This is a genomic window from Corynebacterium sp. Marseille-Q2823 (assembly GCF_903645345.1).
Classification (GTDB): Bacteria; Actinomycetota; Actinomycetes; order Mycobacteriales; family Mycobacteriaceae; genus Corynebacterium; species Corynebacterium hiratae.
Genome location: NZ_CAHJXS010000007.1, coordinates 15305 through 38393, shown reverse-complemented (window position 1 = coordinate 38393; position 23089 = coordinate 15305). Strand labels below are relative to the sequence as shown.

Annotated in this window: 23 protein-coding genes; 15 read left to right on the top strand and 8 right to left on the bottom strand. The window is 62.0% G+C overall.

All coding sequences use genetic code 11. The features are described from left to right. The first annotated feature begins 132 nt into the window (after positions 1 to 132). Entirely contained in the window at positions 133 to 2697 is a 2565-nt protein-coding gene (gene secA, locus HWX44_RS09070) for a preprotein translocase subunit SecA (protein ID WP_175974276.1), read from the top strand. 161 nt (positions 2698 to 2858) lie between these two features. Next, positions 2859 to 3218, top strand: a complete 360-nt coding sequence (locus tag HWX44_RS09065; RefSeq protein WP_175974274.1) for a hypothetical protein — start codon at positions 2859 to 2861, stop codon at positions 3216 to 3218. Between the two features lie 42 nt (positions 3219 to 3260). Here HWX44_RS09065 and HWX44_RS09060 read toward each other — a convergent pair whose 3' ends face one another. Continuing rightward, positions 3261 to 3698, bottom strand: coding sequence for a hypothetical protein (locus HWX44_RS09060; RefSeq protein WP_046647452.1), 438 nt, complete (start codon positions 3696 to 3698; stop codon positions 3261 to 3263). Between the two features lie 217 nt (positions 3699 to 3915). Between HWX44_RS09060 and HWX44_RS09055 the strand changes: the two genes are divergently transcribed. From HWX44_RS09055 to HWX44_RS09040, 4 genes are all read left to right on the top strand, one after another. Beyond that, positions 3916 to 4326 carry an HAD-IA family hydrolase gene (locus tag HWX44_RS09055; protein ID WP_010189184.1) on the top strand — a complete coding sequence of 137 codons (411 nt, stop codon included), beginning with the start codon at positions 3916 to 3918 and terminating at the stop codon, positions 4324 to 4326. A 12-nt stretch (positions 4327 to 4338) separates the two neighbouring features. Further along, positions 4339 to 4845 (top strand): DUF6912 family protein, encoded by a 507-nt coding sequence (locus tag HWX44_RS09050; protein ID WP_175974375.1) that lies wholly within the window; start codon positions 4339 to 4341, stop codon positions 4843 to 4845. 85 nt (positions 4846 to 4930) lie between these two features. Further along, on the top strand, positions 4931 to 5272 hold the full coding sequence (locus tag HWX44_RS09045) for a hypothetical protein (RefSeq protein WP_070517843.1): 342 nt from the start codon (positions 4931 to 4933) through the stop codon (positions 5270 to 5272). Positions 5273 to 5325: 53 nt separating this feature from the next. Continuing rightward, a complete protein-coding gene (locus HWX44_RS09040; protein WP_070512186.1) occupies positions 5326 to 5931 on the top strand; it encodes a hypothetical protein in 606 nt (201 codons plus the stop codon). A 17-nt stretch (positions 5932 to 5948) separates the two neighbouring features. On the opposite strand, the gene rsgA is transcribed toward HWX44_RS09040, so the two are convergent. Together rsgA and aroA are read right to left on the bottom strand one after the other, a co-directional pair. Further along, positions 5949 to 6971: a ribosome small subunit-dependent GTPase A gene (rsgA, locus tag HWX44_RS09035; protein WP_070512182.1), complete on the bottom strand. Its 1023-nt coding sequence runs from the start codon at positions 6969 to 6971 to the stop codon at positions 5949 to 5951. Beyond that, positions 6964 to 8268 carry a 3-phosphoshikimate 1-carboxyvinyltransferase gene (gene aroA, locus HWX44_RS09030; RefSeq protein ID WP_175974272.1) on the bottom strand — a complete coding sequence of 435 codons (1305 nt, stop codon included), beginning with the start codon at positions 8266 to 8268 and terminating at the stop codon, positions 6964 to 6966. Before aroA ends, rsgA begins: the two co-directional genes overlap by 8 nt. On the opposite strand from aroA, the gene HWX44_RS09025 reads away from it, so the two are divergent. Continuing rightward, positions 8267 to 8929: an SOS response-associated peptidase gene (locus HWX44_RS09025; protein WP_070680673.1), complete on the top strand. Its 663-nt coding sequence runs from the start codon at positions 8267 to 8269 to the stop codon at positions 8927 to 8929. The genes aroA and HWX44_RS09025 overlap by 2 nt on opposite strands. 10 nt (positions 8930 to 8939) lie before the next feature. Here the strand turns inward: HWX44_RS09025 and ybaK are convergent, their stop codons facing one another. Then, on the bottom strand, positions 8940 to 9443 hold the full coding sequence (ybaK, locus tag HWX44_RS09020) for a Cys-tRNA(Pro) deacylase (protein ID WP_175974270.1): 504 nt from the start codon (positions 9441 to 9443) through the stop codon (positions 8940 to 8942). 37 nt (positions 9444 to 9480) lie between these two features. Between ybaK and HWX44_RS09015 the strand changes: the two genes are divergently transcribed. Both HWX44_RS09015 and rsrA read left to right on the top strand, forming a co-directional pair. Then, positions 9481 to 10086: a sigma-70 family RNA polymerase sigma factor gene (locus tag HWX44_RS09015; protein ID WP_175974268.1), complete on the top strand. Its 606-nt coding sequence runs from the start codon at positions 9481 to 9483 to the stop codon at positions 10084 to 10086. After that, positions 10086 to 10358 (top strand): mycothiol system anti-sigma-R factor, encoded by a 273-nt coding sequence (rsrA, locus tag HWX44_RS09010; protein ID WP_080975102.1) that lies wholly within the window; start codon positions 10086 to 10088, stop codon positions 10356 to 10358. The genes HWX44_RS09015 and rsrA overlap by 1 nt, the downstream gene beginning before the upstream one ends. 96 nt (positions 10359 to 10454) lie before the next feature. Here rsrA and HWX44_RS13575 read toward each other — a convergent pair whose 3' ends face one another. Then, complete coding sequence (locus tag HWX44_RS13575) at positions 10455 to 10529, bottom strand: 50S ribosomal protein bL37 (protein ID WP_012714902.1); 75 nt, start codon at positions 10527 to 10529, stop codon at positions 10455 to 10457. A 95-nt stretch (positions 10530 to 10624) separates the two neighbouring features. Then, positions 10625 to 10882, bottom strand: a complete 258-nt coding sequence (locus tag HWX44_RS09005) for a WhiB family transcriptional regulator (protein WP_042529827.1) — start codon at positions 10880 to 10882, stop codon at positions 10625 to 10627. Between the two features lie 562 nt (positions 10883 to 11444). Between HWX44_RS09005 and HWX44_RS09000 the strand changes: the two genes are divergently transcribed. Further along, positions 11445 to 11903 (top strand): hypothetical protein, encoded by a 459-nt coding sequence (locus HWX44_RS09000; protein WP_071407243.1) that lies wholly within the window; start codon positions 11445 to 11447, stop codon positions 11901 to 11903. Here the strand turns inward: HWX44_RS09000 and HWX44_RS08995 are convergent. Further along, positions 11900 to 13186, bottom strand: coding sequence for an Rv3212 family protein (locus HWX44_RS08995; protein ID WP_046647463.1), 1287 nt, complete (start codon positions 13184 to 13186; stop codon positions 11900 to 11902). The two genes, HWX44_RS09000 and HWX44_RS08995, sit on opposite strands and share 4 nt — an antisense overlap. Further along, positions 13183 to 14562 carry a DEAD/DEAH box helicase gene (locus HWX44_RS08990; protein WP_175974266.1) on the bottom strand — a complete coding sequence of 460 codons (1380 nt, stop codon included), beginning with the start codon at positions 14560 to 14562 and terminating at the stop codon, positions 13183 to 13185. The genes HWX44_RS08995 and HWX44_RS08990 overlap by 4 nt, the downstream gene beginning before the upstream one ends. Positions 14563 to 14665: 103 nt before the next feature. Between HWX44_RS08990 and HWX44_RS08985 the strand changes: the two genes are divergently transcribed. From HWX44_RS08985 to HWX44_RS08965, 5 genes are read left to right on the top strand one after another with little or no spacing between them, the layout of a single operon-like run. After that, positions 14666 to 14887, top strand: coding sequence for a DUF3107 domain-containing protein (locus tag HWX44_RS08985; RefSeq protein ID WP_175974264.1), 222 nt, complete (start codon positions 14666 to 14668; stop codon positions 14885 to 14887). Between the two features lie 32 nt (positions 14888 to 14919). Beyond that, entirely contained in the window at positions 14920 to 15861 is a 942-nt protein-coding gene (locus tag HWX44_RS08980) for a DUF3152 domain-containing protein (RefSeq protein WP_049156095.1), read from the top strand. A 29-nt stretch (positions 15862 to 15890) separates the two neighbouring features. After that, positions 15891 to 16664, top strand: coding sequence for a hypothetical protein (locus tag HWX44_RS08975; RefSeq protein ID WP_070680661.1), 774 nt, complete (start codon positions 15891 to 15893; stop codon positions 16662 to 16664). A 3-nt stretch (positions 16665 to 16667) separates the two neighbouring features. Then, positions 16668 to 19844 (top strand): ATP-dependent DNA helicase, encoded by a 3177-nt coding sequence (locus tag HWX44_RS08970; RefSeq protein ID WP_303049254.1) that lies wholly within the window; start codon positions 16668 to 16670, stop codon positions 19842 to 19844. Next, complete coding sequence (locus HWX44_RS08965) at positions 19837 to 23049, top strand: ATP-dependent helicase (protein ID WP_175974262.1); 3213 nt, start codon at positions 19837 to 19839, stop codon at positions 23047 to 23049. Before HWX44_RS08970 ends, HWX44_RS08965 begins: the two co-directional genes overlap by 8 nt. Positions 23050 to 23089: the final 40 nt, after the last annotated feature.

The following is a 23089-nucleotide window of genomic DNA, read 5'->3' as shown; positions in this document are numbered from 1 at the left end:
GGCGCGCGTGCGGGCGCGGGTTAAGTATCGGGTTTTGCGTTTTGGGTTGGGTGGCGAATCGATACGGAAAAGCTAGTGAGTACAATGGCGACGAGTTAACTTTATTGTCGCGACCAGAAGGACTATCTAGACGTGTTTGGACTTTCCAAGCTGCTCCGTGCCGGTGAGGGACGCACCGTCAAGCGCCTGGCTAAAATTGCTGATGATGTTATTGCCCTAGAAGATAAATTCGCGGCGCTGTCGGATGATGAGCTTAAGGCTAAGACAGACGAGTTTAAGAAGCGTCTGGCGGATGGCGAAAAGATGAATGACATGCTTCTCGAAGCATTCGCCACCGTGCGTGAAGCCGCCTGGCGCGTGCTCGACCAGAAGCACTACAAGGTACAGATCATGGGTGGTGCCGCCCTGCACTTTGGCAACGTTGCCGAGATGCGCACGGGTGAAGGTAAGACCCTGACCTCGCTGCTGCCGGCGTACCTTAATGCCCTGGAAGGCAAGGGCGTCCACATCGTGACTGTCAACGACTACCTGGCTAAGCGTGACGCCGAGATGATGGGCCGTGTTCACCGCTGGCTGGGACTGTCCGTTGGCGTCATCCTCTCCGAGATGCGCCCTGCAGAGCGCAAGGAAGCCTATGCCTGCGACGTCACGTACGGCACGAACAACGAGCTGGGCTTTGACTACCTGCGCGACAACATGGTCCGCTCGCTTGATGAAACCGTCCAGCGCGGCCACAACTACTGCATCGTGGATGAGGTTGACTCCATTCTTATCGATGAGGCGCGTACCCCGCTCATCATTTCCGGCCCTGTCGATGGGTCCTCTCAGTTCTACGGAGTCTTTTCCAAGCTGGCCCCGAAGATGCGCGAGGGCATCCACTACGAGGTGGACCACAAGAAGCGCACCATTGGTGTGCTTGAGGACGGCGTGGAATTCGTCGAAGACCAGTTGGGCATTGAAAACCTCTACGCACCTGAGCACTCCCAGCTGGTGTCCTACCTCAATAACGCGCTGAAGGCGAAGGAGCTCTTCACCCGCGATAAGGACTACATCGTGCGCAACGGCGAGGTCCTCATCGTGGATGGATTCACCGGCCGCGTGCTGGCTGGTCGCCGTTACAACGAGGGTATGCACCAGGCCATTGAGGCGAAGGAAGAGGTGGAGATCAAGAACGAGAACCAGACGCTGGCGACCGTTACCCTCCAGAACTACTTCCGCCTTTACGATAAGATTTCCGGTATGACCGGTACCGCAGAAACAGAGGCGGCCGAGCTGCACTCCATTTACGGTCTCGACGTGGTGCCAATTCCGACCAACAAGCCGAACCAGCGTACCGACCACTCCGACCGCATCTACAAGACCCAGGAAGCGAAGTTCGCTGCGGTGGTCGATGACATCGAGGAGCACGTGGCTGCCGGTCAGCCGGTGCTCGTTGGTACCACCTCCGTGGAACGCTCCGAGTACCTCTCCCAGCTGCTGAGCAAGCGCGGCGTCAAGCACTCGGTGCTCAACGCCAAGCACCACGAGGAAGAGGGCCAGATCGTCGCCCGTGCTGGCCGCCCTGGCACCGTCACCGTGGCCACCAACATGGCCGGTCGTGGTACCGATATCGTGCTCGGTGGCAACCCCGAGGTCATCCTGGATGAGAAGCTGCGGGACCGCGGCCTCGATCCCTTCGAGGACGAGGAGAAGTACCAGGAAGCCTGGGACGCTGAGATCGAGCAGGAGAGGGAACGCTCCAAGAAGATGGGCGATGAGGTCCGTGAGGCCGGCGGCCTGTACGTGCTGGGCACCGAGCGCCACGAGTCGCGCCGTATTGATAACCAGCTGCGTGGCCGTTCCGGACGTCAGGGTGACCCGGGAGAGACCCGCTTCTACCTGTCCATGCGCGAGGAGCTCATGGTGCGCTTCGTGGGCCAGTCCATGGAGAACATGATGAACCGCCTCAACGTGCCGGATGACGTGCCGATTGAGGCCAAGATGGTGTCGAACTCTATCAAGGGTGCGCAGGCACAGGTGGAGAACCAGAACTTCGAGATGCGTAAGAACGTGCTCAAGTACGACGAGGTTCTTAACGAGCAGCGCAAGGTGGTGTACGCCACCCGCCACGATATCCTTGAGGCCAACGACATCAAGGACAACATCCGGACGATGATCAATGACACCGTGTCCGCCTACGTGGCAGGGGCTACTGCTACCGGTTACGTGGAGGACTGGAATCTCGATGAGCTGTGGAATGCGCTGGAGTCCCTGTACGGGCCGACCATGACGCATGAGGAGCTCGTTGACGGCACCGAATACGGCGCCGCCGGCGAACTATCTGCGGAGCAGCTGCGGGATGCCCTCCTGGCTGATGCCAACTCCGAGTACGACAAGCTCGAAGATGCTGTGACTGCCATCGGCGGTGAGAACCAGATGCGCAATACCGAACGCATGATCATTCTGCCGATCATCGACCAGAAGTGGCGCGAGCACCTTTATGAAATGGATTACCTCAAGGAAGGTATTGGCCTGCGTGCTATGGCGCAGCGCGATCCCCTGGTGGAATACCAGAAGGAGGGCGGCGACATGTTTAACGCCATGAATGACGCAGTGAAGGAAGAAACCGTCCGCCAGCTGTTCATGTTACGCAAGCAGTTCAAGGCCCAGGAAGAGGCGAGCGCAGCGGGTGAAGCAAACGCGGAAGCGGAAGCTTAATCTGACGCGGCTTGAAACTGCGTTGACGCGCTGGCGCTAGAAAGCGCGGAAAGTGATGAGGCGCCGTGTGGGAAGAACTCCCCACGGCGCCTTTTTATTGGAAGCAGTTAGGTATATACTGTCAAATTATTAATTGTTCTGCTTCGGAAGGTTGAGTTAGTATGCGCCGCTTGTCTCTGCGAGTAGGTCTCTCCGTGTTCGCATCTGCCACCCTGTTGGGCGGCGGCGCAGCTGCGTCAGCTATCGAGCTTGCTCCCGAGGAGCAGTGCCAGCTCTCTTCCGTCTTGAGCTCGCAGGACGATGAGTCCTCCAAGGACGCCGTGCTCAGCTCCCAGGACACCGTGGCCACTCAGTGCGGCGCTGTGTCTGCTCCGGAAACCTCCGAGGAAGCTGCAAAGAACCTGCCTGTGGTCGGAGCCACCATGTTTGGCGGTATCAGCTTGGCCTTGGTGAGTGCGTCCGCGGCGTTCGCCGGCATCGATTGGACGCCCATCTTGATCAAGCTCGGTTCGCTTTTTTAATCTCCCGCAGTTTCCAGCCAAGGTTATCCCTTGGCTTTTTGTTTAGCCTCCCGTAGCCTGCCGGTCGCTTCCAGCGATACTGGGGCTGGGGCCGACTGAGAGTAACCGGAAGGAACGTATGTGCCGCCCGGCTGCGGAGCCGGTGAAAGCACGCTGGTGCGAACCTATCAGCACTGAACCGAAGAACTCGCCGTTTGCGCGCGCATGCAAGCTGGTGAGTGCCATGCCCCCGCGGAGCTCTGCCGCTGCATGGGCCTTCCGCCACGCGCGTACATGGGTGATGATTTCTGGAGCAAAGCGCGGGTTGTTGAGATGGCTCATCGGCCGCAAAGCGGCGGCAACTTCTAAAACAATGACGACGAGCCCGTGGATCTCGTCACGTGTGGCGAGGTCACCAGCAGTGGGCTCGCGCTCATAGCGGATACGCTGTGGAGCAACATAGAGCTGCAGATGGCTCATGCCGGGGATGGGGGTGTACATGTGGAATCCGGTCCTTATCCGCGACGAGCAGCGCGGAGAAAGGCGTTCGGGCAGGAGAAGGCGAGCGGAGGAAAGGAAGCTGGACGCACGTTCATTGTGCCACGCTGGCGGCATCCTCGGCTAGAAGGCGCTGCGCCTTGGCCTGTGGGAGCAGGCGAGCGGTATGTTCGCTATACTTTCGGACGATAAACACAGCTCAATGCGAAGGGTAGATAATATGCGTGGACTCATCGTCGATTTTGTAGGCGTGCTTGACGGCACCGAAGAAGACGTCAAGCGCTGGCGGGAGCTGTTCGCCGCCGCGAAATCCAACGGAGTCGCCACCGCTATTCTCTCTAACGATCCGGGCGGCCCAGGCGCGGAGCACATTCGCGAGTGGGAATACCGCGGCATCGTTGATGCCGTCGTGCTTTCCGGCGAGGTCGGTGCGGAGAAGCCGGATCGTGCCGCCTTCCAGGCTGCAGCGGACGCTATCGACCTGCCGATTAATGACTGCGTCATGGTAGATGATTCCATCGTCAACGTCCGCGCCGCGGTGGAAAATGGCATGGTGGGCATGCTCTACACGGTCTTTGACCGCACCAGCGTGGAAGTCCAGGCAGTCTTCGACATTGAAGGTGAGTTCTAAGTGTCGAAGGATGTGCGCGTCTTCCTGCCAGCCACTTTTGCCATGCTGACAGAGCTGGAAGAAACCGGCCAGCTTGCCGCCCGCAGCGGCTGGGGATTTACAGTAACCCCGGCGCTGCGCGAGTTTTACACGGAGGGCGACGAAGAAGAGATCGAATACTCTGCCTTCCTCGAGGCTTCCATGGCCTCCCTGCGGCTCTTGGCCATCGGCGATGAGGACAAGTTCCCGCACCGCCGAGTCGTCATTTCCGTCGACGTGGACGAGTCCGTAGTGACCCCGAAGCCGGACATGGGTGAACCAGTCGTGGCGCTCAACCCGGCCACTATCACGAAGGACAATCTGCAAGCTATCCACGTGGACATCGAGGAATCCGAGGCTGCCACCGCCAAGGCTATCGCCGCTATCGACAATGCTGACCTCGGCGACGAAGACGCCGAACTCGCCGTCGGTGATGCCCTAGATAACTTCATGGCTTTCTATGATCCCACCGAGCTGCCCATCCTCGTAGAACTGCTCTAGAATTCACCAGCGTTAACAGCCCTAACGCGAATGGTGGTGCTACTCTAAGCCCTTATTGCCATTGCTTGAGAAAAGGAGCACCATCATGAAGGCAACTCGCCTTGCTAGCCTTATCACCGCTGCAGCCCTGAGCGTCACAACCCTCGTTTCAGCACCAATTGCCGGGGCAGAGGAAGCAGTAGCGCCGGCAGCGCAGAAAAATCAGACCGCGCAGGGGAGCTCTGCTCAGGAAGCGGCTCCCAGCGAACCTGACCCCAACAATCCGGACCCCAACATGGCCGTGATGCCTAAGACTCCGTGGCTGCGCATCGTTGAGGGCTCCTCGCAAGGACCGATGGGGGTTATCGTCGCCATTCTCTTCGGAATTATCAGCATCGGCTTCGCTGTGTACAAGGAGTTCGGTGATTACCTGCCCAAGTTGGGCTAAATGCTGATAGTCTGCTGGAGTAAAACTCAGCTCGATCGAAAGGTCCCCTCAGCATGACTTCCTCTCGTCTTCGCCGCGTAGTTGCTACCTCCACCTTGTCCGTCGCACTTGTTGCTGGCGGAATCGCTGCCCCCACTGCGGGTGCGGTGACCACCTCCATCAAGAATGACAAGTGCACCATCACGTTGAGCGAGGACGAAGCCAGCGACCTCAAGAACGCGGAGTCCAAGGACAACGACGTCGACAGCAGCCTGCTGAAGGATGGCCTTAAGATTTCGCCCAAGGACGCGGAGAAGCGTGCTCGCGACGTAGAGAACCAATCGGACGAGCTCTACCGTGCTCTGGCTGGCTATGAGGCAGAGGTCGAGCTCGGTGACGAGGACGCCGTCAAGCGCGCTAAGAACAACATCAAGGTAGCCGAGACTTTCCGCGACATCGCGCCGGAGTACGTCAAGGCTCTCGATGCGTGTGCCAAGAAGGAAGAGTTCAACAAGAAGGCACCGAGCGGTGATAACACCTCCTCCAACATCGACAAGGGTGGCGCCATCATCCTCGGTGTATCCGGCGCCCTGACGGTGTTCTTTATGGCTCTCCGCGCTGCCAGCCCCTTCCTGAAGACCGTCCTGCCGCCGCAGCTGGCGGCTATGCTTCCGGCCTAAGCTTGAGGGCTTAAGGCCTAAGCCCAATCGACGTTGGTGCGCAGGGAGGCCAAAAGGCCCCGCACTGCGTCGCGACGGCGCGCAGAAGCAGTGCCTTCCTCGATGTTTAAGTCCAGGCCGCACTCAGGGTCCGCGGGCGGCCCAGCATGCGTGCAGCCGCGCGGGCAGTCCTCGATGGCTTCGGCCAGATCATCGAAGACCTCGATGACGTTCTCCGCGTCAATGTGGGCTAAGCCAAAGGAGCGGATGCCGGGGGTATCAATGATCCACCCGCCATTCGGCGTGCTTCCTTCCGCCGGCAGGCGCAATGCCACCGACTGCGTCGAGGTGTGGCGGCCCTTGCCCACGGCGGAAACCTCGCCGGTCTCTCGGTTGGCGTCCGGGACAAGCCGGTTCACCAGGGTGGACTTTCCCACGCCCGAGTGGCCTATGAGGGCCGTGACATGTCCATCAATTGCGGCACAGACCTGCTCCAGCCCATCGTCGACGCCGGCCTCCACCACCGTGACATCCAAGTCCGCAAACTCTTGGGCAAACGGAGTGGGGTCGGTGAGGTCGGTCTTCGTTAGACATAGGACCGGCTGGATATTGCCGGCAAAGGCCGCGATGAGTGCACGTTCCACGAATCCGGAACGCGGCGGCGGATCCGCCACGGCGCTCACGATAAGTAGGCGGTCCGCATTCGCCACCACGATGCGCTCATAAGGATCCGTGTCATCCGCGGTGCGCCGGAGGACGGAGCGGCGCTCCTCGAGCTTCACGATGCGCGCGAGGGTGTCTTTCTTACCCGAGGTATCACCCACGACGCCGACGCGGTCGCCGACTTCGACGGGCGTGCGGCCCATCTCGCGGGCGCGCATGGCCGTGACGACCGGGCCATCGTTATCTAGAGCGACTCCCCAACGGCCGCGATCCTTGGTGATGACCATGCCGAACTTGGCATCCTTGTGCTTTGGGCGGTCCTTCGTGCGCGGGCGCGAGCCTTTGCCGGGCCGGATGCGGACATCGGATTCGTCATAGCTGCTTGCGCGCCTAGCCACGGATCATGGCCTCCCACATCCCGGCGAAGCCGGGCAGAGTCTTGGACGTGGTATCGATGTCCTCGACCTCGACCCCTTCGACTGCCAGGCCGATGATGGCGCCGGCGGTGGCCATGCGGTGGTCGGCGTAGGAGTGCCATACCCCGCCGTGGAGTGGGGCAGGGGTGATGCGGAGGCCGTCGTCAAGCTCGGTGACGTTGCCTCCCAAGCCGTTGATCTCGGTAGCGAGGGCCGCCAGACGGTCCGTCTCGTGACCGCGCAGGTGCGCGATGCCGGTCAACGTCGAAGGCGTGGAGGCCAGCGCGCACAGCGCAGCCACGGTCGGGGTGAGTTCACCGATATCGCCCATGTCGAGATCGATACCGCGCAGGCCTGCTAGACCCTCCTCTGGGCCGGTGACCTTCAAGTAGGGATCCTGGTGAGGTGCCTGCGGGACGTACTCAACCTGAGCTCCCATCTGTTCCAGGATGCCGCGGAAAGCATCACCCGGCTGGTCCGTTTCCTCCGGCCAGTTCGGGATGCTCACGCTTCCGCCACAGGTGGCAGCAGCGGCAAGGAAAGGAGTGGCGTTGGAGAGGTCCGGCTCGATATACCACTCGCGGCCTTCAATCTTTCCAGGGCGCACGACCCAATTATCTTCGCCCGCGACCACATGCACGCCGGCATCACGCAGCATGCCGATGGTCAACAGGATGTGGGGCTGGGAAGGTACGGTGCCGCCTTCGTGGCGCACGCTGAGCCCGTAGCGGTAGCGCGCACCGGCCAGGAGCAGGCCAGAGACGAACTGTGAGGAAGCGGAAGCGTCAATGGTGACCTCGGCGCCCTCTGGGACACCATGGGGCGTGATGGTCAGCGGCAGGCTATCGCCCTTGACGTCAACGCCCAGCTCACGCAGGGCCTTCGTCATGGTGGACATGGGGCGCTTGCGCGCATACGGGTCGCCATCGATGATGACGGGGCCATCCGCCAACGCGGCTACCGGTGGCAAGAAGCGCATAATCGTGCCGGCCAGGCCGCAATCGACGGTCGCCCCATGCAGCTGGCCCGGGGTCACACGCAGGTGCGGGCCCCAGTCGGAGATACCTACGCCCATGGCCATCAGAGCTTCTTTCATCAGGTCAGTATCGCGGGAGATCAGTGGGTTGTAGATGATAGAGGGGGAGTCAGCCAGCGCGGCGAGGATGAGGGCGCGGTTGGTCATCGACTTCGATCCGGGGACTTCTTGAGTCCAGGACAGCGGGCCGGTGGGTTGTGGAGCACTCCAGTAAGCAGACATGTAGTCCATAATAAAGGGCATGTGCGGAAGATTTGTTCTGTTCACCGAGTCCCTACTGGAGGAAGTCGGAGCGTGGGAGTCCATTACGGAAGTTCATGCGCCGGAAGGCCTGCCGCCAGCACGCTATAACATTGCTCCGACCCAGCCCATCGCCATCGTGCGGGTTGCGGAGGAGACCGCCCGTGTGGAGCCAGCGCGCTGGGGACTTATTCCGCATTGGAAGAAAGACCTCGACGGCCCGCCCCTGTTTAATGCCCGCGCGGAGACTGTGGCGCAGAAACCTTCCTTTCGCGATGCCTTCAAGGCGCAGCGCTGCGTCATCCCGCTGGATGGCTACTACGAGTGGAAAGCCGGGGAAGATAAGAAGGCCAAGAAACAGCCCTACTATGTGACCGGACCCGATGGCCTGCTGTGGGCGGCTGGTTTGTGGGCCACGGGGATGGAGAGGCTCTCGGCCACGATGGTAACCACAGATGCCACGGAGGAGATGGCGTGGCTGCATCACCGCCTGCCCAAGTTTCTGACTACAGATGAGATCGCACCTTGGCTGGCGGGGGAGGCGCTGTTGGAGCCGAGCTCTGTGCGCGGCTTTCAGGCACGCCCGGCAGACCCCGCGGTGGGCAACGTGCGCAACGACTACGCAGAGCTTATCGACGAACCACCGGCCACCACCTTGTTCTAGTGCGCGAAAACTAGTCGGCGAGCACGTCGGCAAAGGAGAGCTCCAGGACGCGGGGGAGATCCTCCGGATTCATCTCGATGTCGAGGCCACGCTTGCCGCCGGAGAAAAAGATGGTGTCGAAGAGTAGCGCCGTCTCGTCAACAACGGTGGGCAGGACATGCTTGTGCCCTAACGGGGAGATGCCGCCGGGGATGTAGCCGGAGGACTTGGAGGCGTCGGCAGGCGCGGCCATTGTGGCCTTGGACGCACCGAAAGCGGCGGCGGCCTTCTTGAGGCTGAGCTGGTTGGTAACCGGAAGGACGCACACGGCGAGCTGGCGCTTGGGGCCTTTGCCGGCGCTCAGATCAATGACGAGGGTTTTGAAGATGCGTTCAGGAGCAACATCGAGGGCCGCAGCGGCTGCCTCGCCGAAGTTTTCGCGACCGCCGTCGAAGGTGGAGACGTGGTGGTCAATGCCTGCCTCTTCGAGGAGTTTGAGAGCGGGGGTAGCGGCACGCGGGGTCTTCTTGGACATATAAACCACCCTAGTCCGGAGCGCTAGGATGGTCGGTATGGCCACAGAATCGACGAGCGAGACGCTTCAGAAACAGCGGTTGTTTGAGGAGCAAGCCTTGCCCTTGCTGGACCAGCTCTACGGCGGAGCGATGCGTCTGACGCGGAACCCGCAAGACGCGGAGGATTTGATCCAAGAGACCTACCTCAAGGCCTTTAGCAACTTCGATTCCTTCAAACAGGGCACGAACTTGAAGGCGTGGCTGTACCGCATCATGACGAATGCCTACATCAATTCTTACCGGAAGGCCAAGCGCCGCCCGGTGGAATCCTCAGCGGATGAGCTGAGTGACTTTCAGCTGTATACCACGTCCGGGCATGATTCCACGGGCCTGGAATCAGCGGAGGTCGAAGCACTCAAGCAGATGCCGGATTCGGAGATTTCCGAGGCCATGAATGACCTGCCGGAGGACTACCGCATGGTGGTGTACTACTCGGATGTGGTGGGTTTGGCTTATAAGGAAATCGCAGAAGTGATGGGCACCCCGTTGGGGACGGTCATGAGCCGCCTCCACCGCGGAAGAAAACTACTCCGCGCGGCGTTGAAGGACGTAGCACGAGAAAAAGGCATTGGTCGCAACCACCCAGAGATGGAGGAGAAGTAATGGAACGCGCAACAGGACGCAATTGCGGTGCGTGTAACTCTCCCGAGGTTGAAGCGCTCTTTCGGGAGCTGTTCGATGAATCAACGAGCTATGCGCGAGCACTGGAAATCCGCGAGCACCTCGCGCAGTGCGATGCCTGTCAGCAACGCGTAGAGAGTGAAGAAGTAGTCCGAGCGCTTGTGCGCAAATGTTGCGGGGGACAGGCTGCACCGCAGTCACTGCGCCAGCGCATTTGCGTGGAGATTACGCGGACTGAAATCACCTGGGGCTAGGGCGGCCAAGGCCAAGTTAAATAGGCCTCGGCGTATAAGCAAAGAGCTCGTTCCCGTCCTCGGAATGAGGAAGGAAACGAGCCCTGAATGCTGACGTTATGCGTTAGGACGCTTGCCGTGGTTAGCGGACTTCTTACGGCGATCCTTGCGCTTACGGCCACGCTTGCTCATCGCGTACTCCTTCTGTTAAGGGTAAATGAACTTATTTAACTGTAGCGGCAGGGTATGCCGGAGTGTTAATCGGGGGTGTGCCTTCTGAGGGTTCTTTAGGCGGAAACGCGGGCGCGGGCGCGGCTGCGGTTGCGGCGCTTGATGGCGCGGCGCTCCTCCTCGGAGAGACCGCCCCAGACACCGGCGTCCTGGCCGGATTCCAGGGCCCACTTGAGGCAGGAAGAGGCAACTGGGCAGCGGTTGCAGACCAGCTTGGCCTTAGCGATCTGGGTGAGTGCAGGGCCGGAGTTACCGACGGGGAAGAAGAGCTCCGGGTCTTCGTCGCGGCAAACAGCTTCGTGGCGCCAATCCATGATTGAAATCTCCTAACAAATTTTTGACAGCAGTGGGTGAAAGTAGGCGCACCTAGGGCAGTTCACAGCTGTGAACTGTTCCGAGTGCTACGGGGTGAAGTGGACTGGTCTGCGGTCAGTGGGGCCCTGTCTCGAGTTGGGGCCAGCGTCGACGCCGCCGTGGTTCACTTTCTGTTAACTCGAAGTTTGCTCCGAGTTATGAACTGATTTAACAGCTCGTTGTTTTTGCTACCTGAGAATAATGACACGTTTACTCAAAGTCCGCTAGGGGTAAAGGGTAAAAAGTGTCCAAAGTCACTAAAGAAATGCAGTCGGTTTAGGATTTACTAATGGATTGGAGGCTGTAAGAAGGCTGTCAATAATCCGTCTACCAGCGTTGATGGGGGTAAAACTGTGAGTGTGGTGACCTGGATCGCGTCAAATCCATATTCAGTCCTCTGCCCCCGAAGACTGGGCGTGTGGGAAGGTCTAGCTGAATGCCGAGGACTGTGTCTGCGGGGCGGGGGAGTCTGCGGTGTGGAGATGGCCTAAACCGAAGGGGTAAGAAGTAGACTAAGCGGCCGTGAACAAGAAGAAGAAACAGTCATCGGCTACGTCTCCCCGGACCGTAGGGAATGGCGCGCCGGCTTCGGTCATCGCGGCTGCGGGAATCGCGGTGGTTCAGTCCATCGCCGTTATCATCTTTGGCATTTTCCTCATCGTCCGTGAGGTATCTGGCGCTGAAAACGACTCGATGGTTTCCGACTCAGGCGCGACAGGCTTCGTCGGCCTGGGCACGGCCATCTTCATTTTTATCGTCTTCGGCTTTGTCATCGTTGGCTCCTGGGCCTTCGTGAAAGGCAAACGCTGGGGGCGCGGGGCCATCGTGCTCGTGGAATTCATCCTGGGCGCCATCGCCTTCCAGATGTTCAGTGGGGGCTCAGCCCTACTCGGTGCACTAACCCTAGCGAGCGCCGGACTGGTGCTGTACCTGCTCATGGTGCGACCCGAGGCGGCGCAATGGGCTGAAAGCCACTTCTAGGATGCCTTGAGCGCCACGGCCGTGTCCCCGCGCTGTTCAACGATGACCGTGCCGGACAAGGTCAGCGAAATCGGGCCTGAATAGCCATCACGGTCGACGGGGATGGTGCGCTCCGTCTTACCGGTCGACCAATCCACCACGTCGATCCCTTCTTCAGTGGGCACGAGAACGCGTTCGTCAACGGCTACGCCGGTGCCCAGCGCTTGCTCTAAAACGTGGTCAACCTTGAGCTGAGTTGGCGTAAAGAGGTAGAGGCGCTCGCCATCAAACCACGTCATGTGGTGGGGCAGATCGGCTACGGCAGGAGCAAAGGGGGAGGCGGAGTTGGTGATGGACGTCGAAGGTTCCACGTCCGTGGACGACAGCGCTTCACCCTCAAAGTTATAGGACACAATGCGAGGCGTATCGCCCGGCAAGAAGACTGCGGCCGCCTCCTGACCGTAGGCGACGAGGCGCGCGCCCGGATCCTCGATCTTGATGTCTTTGGAAATCTCCGGGGAGCGGGAATCCTCCGGTGTGGCGGTCTGGATACGCAACCACGTGGCATCCGGGGAATCCGGGCAGGATTCGGTCACTGCCATCGTCTCGGTACGGGTCAGCGCTGATGTGATGGCGCAGTCCTCGTGGGGCTGCATGTTGGGTTCCTGCTTGGCATCGACATCGCCGTACTCCACCGTGCGCACGAGGTCGGAGCGCCACAGCTCTACCCGCTCGGCGGAGACCGTTCCCACGCGGTCGTTCGAGACGATGGGGACCACCTCGTCGGAATTGCGGGCGCTGCGGGTATCGGAATACTGGCCGGAGGCAGCATCGATCGCCACCACATCACCGCAGCCGTTGCCCGAATCATAGGAAGCGACAATCTTGTTCCACGCCGTGCCGAGCGAACACAGGTCGGCATCGCGGCGCTCATAGGTCCACACCTCATCGCCGGCAGCATTCGTGGCGCTCAGGGTGTCGCCGTCATGGGTCACCAGCAGACCCTTCGACGACACAGCCCGGGCTTGGCCCGGGACTAAGGCGTTGGGCAGGCTGAAGGATTCGGTGAGGGAGTTCGGGACGGCGGTGAAAAGCGCTGGCTCGGCGTTGGCAGCAGCATCGACTGCCGGGGTGAGCTCAGCCTTGTGGATCGGTGCGGTGATGACCGCACCGCCGATGGCGATGGCGCATACCGCGCTGATCGCGCCCACGGCAATCCAGTCCGCCTTCGTGGAACGCAAAATGGGTGCCTTCTTCGCAGCGGCGTTGTCGACCGGGGATTCTTGGGCGTGCTCGGTGCTCATCGGCGTCCTCCTTGGCGGGGATTGCGTTTACGGGAACGAGTGCGGCGCGCAGCGCGGGCTGAGCGCGTGGATTCGCCACGCGGGGAGTCTCCGCGCGGGGAACCCGAGCGCCGCGGGGCACCCAGCACCTTGGTGGGTGGGCCGACCGTATCGGCAACCCCTTCCGGAACATCAAGTGCTTCCATAAGCTCCGGAGAAGTGCTGAACCACTGCGGTGGCTCCGCCTGGCCCAAGTCGAGCTCATCGTTGATGACCTGCCATTTACCCAGCTCATCGTAGCCCACGAGGGTGATCGCCGTGCCTGTATGCCCCGCGCGGCCGGTGCGGCCGATGCGGTGAACAAACGTCATTGGATCGTCCGGAACCTGATAGTTGATGACGTGGGTGACATCATCAATGTCGATGCCGCGGGCAGCGACATCCGTGGCCACGAGAATCTCCACGGTGCCGTCGCGGAAGGCATCGAGCGAGCGCTCGCGTGCTTTTTGATCCATGTCGCCATGAACCGCGCCCACCGCGAACCCGCGCTGCGCCAGCTCCTCCGCGACGGCGGCCGCCGAGCGCTGCGTGCGCGTGAAAATGATGGTGCGCCCGCGGCCGTGAGCCTGCAGGATCTTTCCCAGTACCGCAATCTTGTCCATGCGGTGCGCTTGGAAGGTGACCTTGCGGGTGGAGGCATGGGTCTGCTGGGCGTCGGCAGATTCAGCACGGATATGCACCGGCTGGTCCAGGAAGGTGCGAGCCAGCGTCACGATGGGGCCAGGCATGGTCGCGGAAAAGAGCATGGTCTGGTGCGGGTTGCCGTGCAGCAGGGAGAGAATCTTCTCGATGTCCGGAAGGAAGCCCAAGTCCAGCATCTCGTCGGCTTCATCCAATACAAGAACGCTGACCTGCTCGAAGGATAAGTGCTTCTTCTGGCAGAGATCGAGGAGGCGGCCCGGGGTACCCACGACAACGTCCGCGCCTGCGTTGATCTGTTTGATCTGCTCCTCATAGGGGCGACCGCCGCACAAGGTGATGACGCTGAGCGGCAGATTCGCGGCAGCGACCTGCAAGTCCCCGCTGACCTGGATGGCTAGCTCGCGCGTTGGCGCAATGACCAGCGCGCGGGGGGTTCCGTCAAGCTCCGGGATGTCGGCATCATCGAAGACGCGATCGAGAAGCGGTACACCGAAGCCGTAGGTCTTTCCCATGCCGGTGCGCGCTTGGCCAATGAGGTCCTGGCCATTGAGCGCGATGGGGAGCGTGAGCTCCTGGATGGCGAAGGTGTGCGTAATCCCGTTGTCAGCGAGGGCATCGCAGATCTCTACGGCGACGCCGAGCTCGGCAAAGGTAGGGGATTCGCGGGAATCGCGGGAAGATTTCGGGGCAAGCACACCTTGATAGTAGAGGACGTGGCTATAGTGGGGCCATTAGAGCGCCGGGGGCGCAGGCCTCACGGAACCGATTAATGACAACGATCTAAGGGAGACACACCACATGGACATCAAGTTTGGTTTTGCCGATACCGCCCGCGAACTGGTTATTCATGCCGAAGGCGAGCGCGAAGAACTGACCCAGACCATTAACAATGCCTTGGCGGAGAACTCCACCCTCGAATTGAAGGACACCAAGGGCCGCGCCTACATTGTGCGCACCGAGCGAGTCGTCTACGTAGAAATCGGCACTGCACGCGCCCACACCGTCGGTTTCGCGGGCTAAGTACGCGCACGCCGTCTCAGCGGGTAGCCTAAATGGCCATGGAGAATCCCGCGGATCTTGGACAGCACCCACAGCGCCTTTCAGCGGTGGAGCGTTTCGCTCGCGAGTATGGCTGGTGGCGCGTGGTGGCGATCCCCGTCATGGTCGTCATCACCGTGTGGGTGCTCGTTGACGTTTTCCGCTCCCCAGCTCAGGAGGCGGACGTGACGGCGGCAGGGGAGACGTCGACAAGCAGCGCTACCGCAACCCCGTCCCTGCCCAAGGGGCCCGATCCTGCCAACGCCAGTGCGGTCGCTGCTGCCAAGGATGGCTTGCCCGCCGGCGGTGCCTTCACGGAGCAAGGTGATGAAACCTACCGCGATGCCGGCCCTTCCACCATGCACGCGGGCAAAGGTGGAAAACAGACCATCCGTTTTTCCGTGGAGATCGAAAATGGCGTGGACACCTCCGCCTACGGTGGGGATGCTGCGGTGGTCGCTCTGGTCGACGCCACCCTGTCCGACCCCCGCGGGTGGACCGCCAACGGAGACTTCGAATTCATCCACGTCAAGGCCGATGACAACCCCGATACGCACATCCGTCTGACCTCACTGGGGACCACGGCGAAGTTGTGCGGTGCGCAGTTGGAATCGGAAACCTCGTGTCACACGACGATTACCGGTGAATCCGCGGTCAACCTCAACGAGTCTCGCTGGGTGCGGGGCGCTGCGCCGTTTGAGGGGGATTTGGGCAACTACCGCCAGTACCTGATCAACCATGAGTTCGGCCACGCCATTGGTTACGCGGCCCACCAGCCCTGTGGTGGCGAGGGTAAGCTCGCGCCCGTCATGATGCAGCAGACGCTGAGTCTCAACAACGGGAAGCTCTTTGAGAAGGAACCAAACGAGGTGTATCCGGACGAGGACGTCACCTGTGAGCCGAACCCGTGGCCCTACCCGAATCCGGCAAATTCTGATCACGCCAAGCCCGAGTAAGCCGCTCGAAATTTAAGGACTATTTCCCCATGCCACTGCCACCTGAGCCCGTTCTTGCCGCCTTCAACGCCGAGTTTCACCCGCGCCGAACGCAGGGAGAGCTCGTGGGGTCTGCCTGGGATAACGGGATTCGCGTCGGGGATATAGTCTTTGCCGAGGCGCGGCCGTGGACTGGTTGGTCCGCCAAGGTACGCGAGAAACTCAGCGTGCCGGGAGCGCGTATCGCCCGCCCGGTTCTGACCGCCGATGGGCGCTACACAGCCGCTGGGTGGAAGGCCACGCAATTCGTGGAAGGTCAGTTGCGAGGCCGCATCGATGAAACCGTGCAGTTGGCGCTGCGCCTTGATGACGCCCTCGATGTGGCCCCGCTGCCCACCATGGACCGGCGCGAGGATGTGTTTGCGCGGGCGGAGCGGGCCGCGTGGGAGGAGAGCGGCGAGGCTTATTCTGATGCTGAGCTTGCGCACCTCCCGTTGGTTACCGCTCACATGGATCTTCTGGGAACCACCATTTTTTCCGGGGCTAATCCGCCGGCGCTGATTGATATCGTGCCTTCTGCCGCTCCGCGTCCGGCGGGCTGGACTGCAGCGATAGTCATGGTGGATGGTCTGATCGCGGGGGCGGTGGATGGTGATATTTGCACCCGCTTTGCGTCGGTGCCCGGAATACAGCAGCTCTTGCTGCGTGCGGTGGCGTATCGCCGGTACGTCAATATCCTGCACCCGCGCTCCAAGGCGACCGTGCGTTCGAACATAGAAAGGGTGGAAGAGGCCCTCGTGTCCGCGGCATCTGACAGACTGTAGGGCGTGAAGTACAGCAGCGAATCCCCCACACGTACCGGCGTCACGCTTCCTCCCTCGCCGGAAGTCCGCCTCATTCCCCGAACCCGTCGCGCCACGTCGCGCGAGTGGGATGTTCCTTTGCCACAGCAAGGTACCTGGCGGGTGCTTGGTGCGGCGGGGTCAGGGGTGTCGAGCCTGCTGATCGACGTGGTCTTGGGCCAGCTCAACGCCGGGGCCGATGCCTCCGGCATCCTCGTCGTCGCCCCGTCCAAGGAATCGGGTTCGCTGCTGCGCCGGGAATTGGCAGAAAACCTCGATGATTATGCGGCACAAACATCGATGGTGCGCTCGGTGCACTCGTTGGCCTTTGCATTGATGCGCCAGAGCAGCGAGGAGGAGCTGCGCCTGATTACCGGCGCAGAGCAGGATGCGGTCATCCGCGAGCTGCTCCAAGGCCATGCTGCGGATGGCAGGGGTGCGTGGCCGGAGGAGATGCGGCCGGCCCTGGAGTACGTGGGTTTTGCGCGCCAGTTGCGTGACTTGTTGTTGCGTGCCATCGAACGGGGGCTGGGCCCGACAGAGCTCGAGGAGCTCGGGGAGCGTCATGCTCGGCCCATGTGGACTGCCGCCGGCGAGTTCCTGCGCGAATATGAGCGGACTCAGGCGCTGGCGGGTTCGCATTCCTATTCCGCGGCAGAACTGGTCAGCCAGGTGCTTTTGCGCCCAGAGCTGCTGCGCGAGCACCCGTGGCACACCATCGTGGTCGATGACGCCCAGTTGCTCGACCCGACCTCCGGCCAGCTGATCGCGGAGTTGGCGAAGACCGCCCGCCTCACCGTGATTGGTGGTGACCCTGACCAAGCGGTCTTTGCTTTCCGTGGTGCTAATTCGGAATTCCTCACCACGTGGGAGGCGGAGAACGAGCTGCGCTTAGACTCGACGCACCGCACTCCCTCCCCGGCCTGCGTGAGCGTCGTGGAGTCCCGCGGCACCTTGCGCGATGTCCTGGCCAACACGGTTCGCCGCCGGCACCTCGAGGACGGCGTGGACTGGCGTGATATCGCTGTCATCGTGCGCTCTACCGGGGATATCGGCCCCGCCCGGCGCACGCTGCTGTCTGCTGGCGTGCCAGTGCACATCAACCCCACGGACGTGGTGCTGGCGGAACAGCGCTTGGTCAAGGCGGTGCTTCTGGCTCTACGTGCTTTGGAGAATGAGCTTGAGCCCGTGGAGCTCGAGGACCTGATTACCGGTCCTGTCGGCGGTGCGGACCCAGTCACGCTGCGGAGGCTCATTCGCGGCCTGCGCCGTTGGAAGCCGGAGCAGCGCGGTATGGACACGCTGCGAGAGCTGCTGGATGGTGAGTTGCCGGACTTCAACAACCTCCTGACAGAGCGCGAAGAAGCGATCCTGGCCCGTATTCGCGGGGTGCTATCCGCCGGGCGCGCGGCCCTGCACGCAGGCGCCGCAGTCGAGGAGGTTCTCTGGGAGGTGTGGCAGGCCACTGGTTTGGACACGCGCCTGCAGGCGGCAGCCTTGCGCGGCGGTGCCGCGGGTTCGCAGGCGGACCGAGACCTGGATGCCATGATGGCGCTGTTCGATGCCGCCGGTGACTATGCCGAGCGCCGCCCGGCGGCCTCCCTAGAGTCCTTCATCCTGCACATCACGGAGCAAGAATTGCCCACCGGCGTGCGGGATCGTCGCTCGGCGCTGCCTGATGCAGTTGAAATCCTCACCGCGCACGGCGCGGTGGGCCGCGAGTGGGACACCGTCATCGTGGCGGGCGTTCAAGAAGGAACGTGGCCCTCGGTAGGAGAGACCGGCTCTCTCTTCGGGCAAGAGGACCTCATCGATCTCCTAGATCGCGGCATCACACCCGGCACCCCAGTCAGCCACGTGTCGGGGCGCTTGGCGGAGGAGCGCCGGCTCTTCCACGTGGCCACCACGCGCCACCGATGCCGCCTGCTCGTCCTCGCGGTGGATTCGCCCGAGAGCGATGTGGCTGAGGAGCCGTCGCGCTTCATCGATGAGTTCCTGTCCGCCCGCGGTGTCGATGTCCCAGGAGCACAAGCGCGCCGGGAAGCGGGTAAGCGGCTGGCGCGCCAGGCCTGGCCACGCGAGCTGGGCCTCGAGGTTCCGGAACCGAATCCCGTGACGTTGCCCAGTGCGGCTAGTGGGGAGGAAGAGCTCGATCCCCTTGACGTCTCCGTGCTGTCGGTTCCCGCCTTCGTGGCGCAGCTGCGGCGTTGCGCTACCGATCCGGAGACGGGTGAGGCCGAGCGCTCCCAAGCGGTGCGGCAGTTGGCCCGTCTGGCGGAGGCTGGGGTTCCGGGGGCGCACCCAGAGCAGTGGTGGGCCGCCCGCGGCGTCGCCTCGGAGCTGCCTCTGCATGGTTCCAATACCGTGTCGCCGTCCCGGGTCGATGCCCTGCTCACGTGTCCGCTCAACGCGGTGCTCGGGCAGCTCGTCGAGGATGACTCAGCGGATATCAACCTTCTGCGGGGAAACTTGGCGCATGCTTTCCTGGAGGCGCTGGGCCGGGGAGCTGCCGCTGAGCCCGCGAAGCAGCTCGTGGTTGATGCCTTCGCCGCGCTGCTTGATGGCCCCGCGTGGCGCCGCGAGGCTGAGCACGCGGACTTTGAGCGCCTTATCGACCGCACCCACAGCTGGGTGCTCTCGAGCTCGACGTCACTCGAACCCGTCGGCGTTGAGGTTCCCGTCACCGTGGACATCGGCCCCGATGTCACCATTCGTGGGTTCATCGACCGGCTGGCGAAGGCCGGTGAGGACTACGTTGTGGTGGATCTCAAGACCGGAACAACGGTTCCCTCTAAGGCCAGCGCCCAGGATAATACCCAGCTCATGACGTACCAGCTGGCCCTGGCACACGGTGAACTCGTCACGGCACCAGCAGACTCTGACGGCGAGCCTCAGTCTGTATCCATCCGGACCGGTGCCGGCCTGCCGCGTGGCGGCGGTGTGCTGGTGTACCCGCGATCCAGCGCTGCCTCCGTGTCCACCCGGGAACAAGCCACCAAGCCCCCGGAGGAACTCGAGGAATTTGCGCAGGCGCTACCTGCACTCGTAGCCGAGCTGCGCGGACCGGGGCTGACCGCGCGTGAAAACGCCGATTGTGATCGGTGCCCGATCCGCCCTATTTGCCCTGTGATGAATGAAGGAGCTCTGGTAACCGATGCCTAAGAACCCCACCCAACACTTCAGTCCTGAGGAGCTGGCCAGCGCGCTGGGGAAGCCTTTTCCTCCCACCGCAGAGCAAGCCGCAGTCATCGACGGTCCACTCGGGCCGAAACTGGTCGTGGCCGGCGCGGGCGCTGGTAAGACGGAGACGATGGCCTCGCGCGTGGTGTCGCTGGTCGCAAACGGGTTGGTGCGGCCCGAGCAAGTCCTGGGCCTGACCTTTACCCGCAAGGCAGCCCAGCAGCTGGAGCAGCGCATCCGCCGCCAGTTGCTGACCCTGCGTTCCTCAGGAATCCTTGCTCCGGGCAGCCCAGCGGCAGAGGCAGTGGAGAATATCGCGCCTAACGTCTCCACCTATGACTCCTACGCGGGTGATCTGGTCCGCGAGTATGGCTTGCTCATGCCGGTGGAGCCGAATGCCCGCATTATCACTGAGGCGGAGCGCTATGCCATCGCCCACGAGGTCGTCAGCAACTACACGGGCTCGCTGAGCACTGATAATGCCGTGGCCACGGTCACCGCCACCTTGCTCAAACTGGCGGAGACCATGGACGGGGAGCTCAAGGATCCCCACGATCTGTATGAGCATGAGGACATCTTCCGCAAGACCGCTGAGGACCTAGAGAAGAGCAAGAGGACCAGCGGTGAGTACAGCCAAAAGCTGCAGGGATACCTGGATACCCAACGCCTGCGCCTGGAGTACCTGCCCTTGGTGGAAGCACTGAAGAAGGAACAGGCGGAGCGGGGCGTCATCACCTTCGGCGAGCAGATGTCCATCGCTGCCACCCTGGCCAAGAACTTCCCCCTCTTGGGCGAGCAACAAAGCGCGCGGTATCGCGTGGTCATGCTGGATGAGTACCAGGACACTTCCCACGCGCAGCGCATCCTGCTGCGTTCCCTCTTCGGTGGTAAGCGCGAGGGGCTCTCGGTTACCGCGGTCGGTGACCCCATGCAGTCCATCTATGGCTGGCGCGGGGCGACGGCGGAAAACCTCGAGGCCTTCGTCACGGACTTCCCGCAGGCTGACGGCACCCCGGCACCCAAAGACCAGCTGACCACCTCCTGGCGTAACCCTTCGACGGTGCTGGGAATGGCCAATGACGTGGCCTCGAAGCTCTTCTCCGAAAGCCCGGGTGAGCGGCCGGTGGATGAGCTATCGCCGAAGCCCACCGCGCCGGCAGGCACGGTGGAGCTGGGCTATTTCGCCTCCGAAGATGAGGAACGAGACTTCATCGCAGAGCACCTGCGTCAGCTCTATGAGTCCACGCCGGAGGGTGAGGATTTCAGCGCCGCAGTACTCGTGCGCACCAATAAGCAGTCGCCGTTGATTGCATCGGCCCTGGACAAGGTCGGGGTCCCCAACGAAATCTTTGGTCTCGGTGGGCTGCTCTGGCAGCCGGAAATCCAAGATCTCGTAGCGGTGGCCACCTTGCTGGTGCGTCCGCAGGACACCGCGGCGGCGCTGCGCGTGCTGACCGGGCCGATGTGCGGCCTAGGTATCGCCGACATCCAGGCGCTGCATTCGCGCCAGCGCAACCTTGCCGGTGCCGCGGAGGGGCGCACGCGCTGGGAGGGCGGTGATCCCTTGGCACACCTGGCTACCCAGATCGAGGACATCACCGCAGAGGGGCCTGACCAGGTGCTGGGGCTTGCCGACGCCCTCGCAGACCTCGGCGAACGCGAGCGCTACAGTACCGAAGGTCTAGAGCGCATGGAAGAGGTTTCCTCTAAACTGCGCTACCTCCGCACCTATTCCCTGGGAAAGTCGCTCAACGACATTGTCGCCGATATTGAGCTGCTCTTTGGTCTGCGTACCGAGGTCTTGGCCTCCGGGAAGCCAGGCGGGGCAACACACCTCGACGCCTTCGCCGACGTCGTCGCTGGTTTCCACGGGGAGGGCCTAGCCGGGCTCCTGGACTATCTTGAGCTGGCTAAGGAGAAAGAAGACGGCCTTGAGCTGGGAGAGGTCCCGCTCGTGCGCAACCGCGTCCACATCATGACGGTGCACAAGGCTAAGGGCTTGGAATGGGAACACGTCTGCGTGGCACACGCGGATTCCACAAGCTATAAGGCGCAGGCGGAGACTTTCCTGACCAAGATCGAAAAAGCACCGGGTGATGAGGATGTCATCGATGTCCCCGAGGACGCGGTGACACGCTCCGACTTCGACAAGGCGTGTGAGGCTTTCAAGGAACAAAACCGCGAGTTCCAAGCAGAGGAAGCAGCCCGCCTGTTCTACGTGGCGATGACCCGCACCGAGTCCACCCTGACGGTGACTGGCTCCGGAACCAATAAGGCGAAGGGCAAGAGCAAGAAGGGCCCGTATTCCTACCTGCAACTGCTGGCGGATAAGCACCCAGAGCTCGTCGTCCACTGGGAGGTCCCCGAGAACCCCGTGGAAGACGAAGAGCGCTCTGTTACGGAGGCCTCCTTCCCTGCACTAACCCCGCAACCGGAAGCGCTCAAGGCCGCAGACGCGGTACGCGCGGCAATGGAGAACCTGCCGCCGTTGCGCGATGGTGAGATCTTCGGGCTCTGGGAGCAGGAGGCGAGCGCGCTCATCGAGGAACACAAAGCCCTCCAGGCCCCAGTGGTCGATGTGGAGCTGCCTGGCGAGTTGACAGCCTCCGACATGGTGGCGATGTCAGCGGATCCCACTCAGTTTGCCCGCCGCCAGCGCCGCCCCATTCCCTTCAAACCCAACTCCTATGCCAAGCGCGGCACCGCCTTCCACGCCTGGCTGGAGGATCGGTTTGGGGCGCCTGCCTTGCTGGGGGAGGACGAGCTGCCCGGCTCCCACGATGAGCCGGACCACGACCTGGAATCACTCAAAGAGTCTTTCCTAGCTTCGGAGTGGGCGCAGCGCACGCCTGCCTATGTGGAAGCGCCTTTTGAGATCACCATTGGGGACTCGGTAGTCCGCGGCCGCATGGACGCGGTTTTCCAGCAGCCGGATGGCTCGTGGCTCATCGTGGACTGGAAGACTGGCCGTCGCCCCCAGGGCGCTGCACTGAACTCGGCGCAGATTCAGCTCGCCGTGTACGCGGAGGCATGGCGGCGTATTCACGGCGTGGAGACCGTCCGCGCGGCGTTCTTCTATGTGCATGAGAACTACCTTTTGGAGCCGGATGACTTGCCCACTGGAGCACGGCTGGCTGAGCTTTTAAGCTCTGCAGTTTCCACGCCACCAGGGTTGAGTCTAAGGTAGTCTCACGAGGAAATCCGCATCATCTAGGGAGGTTGGCGCT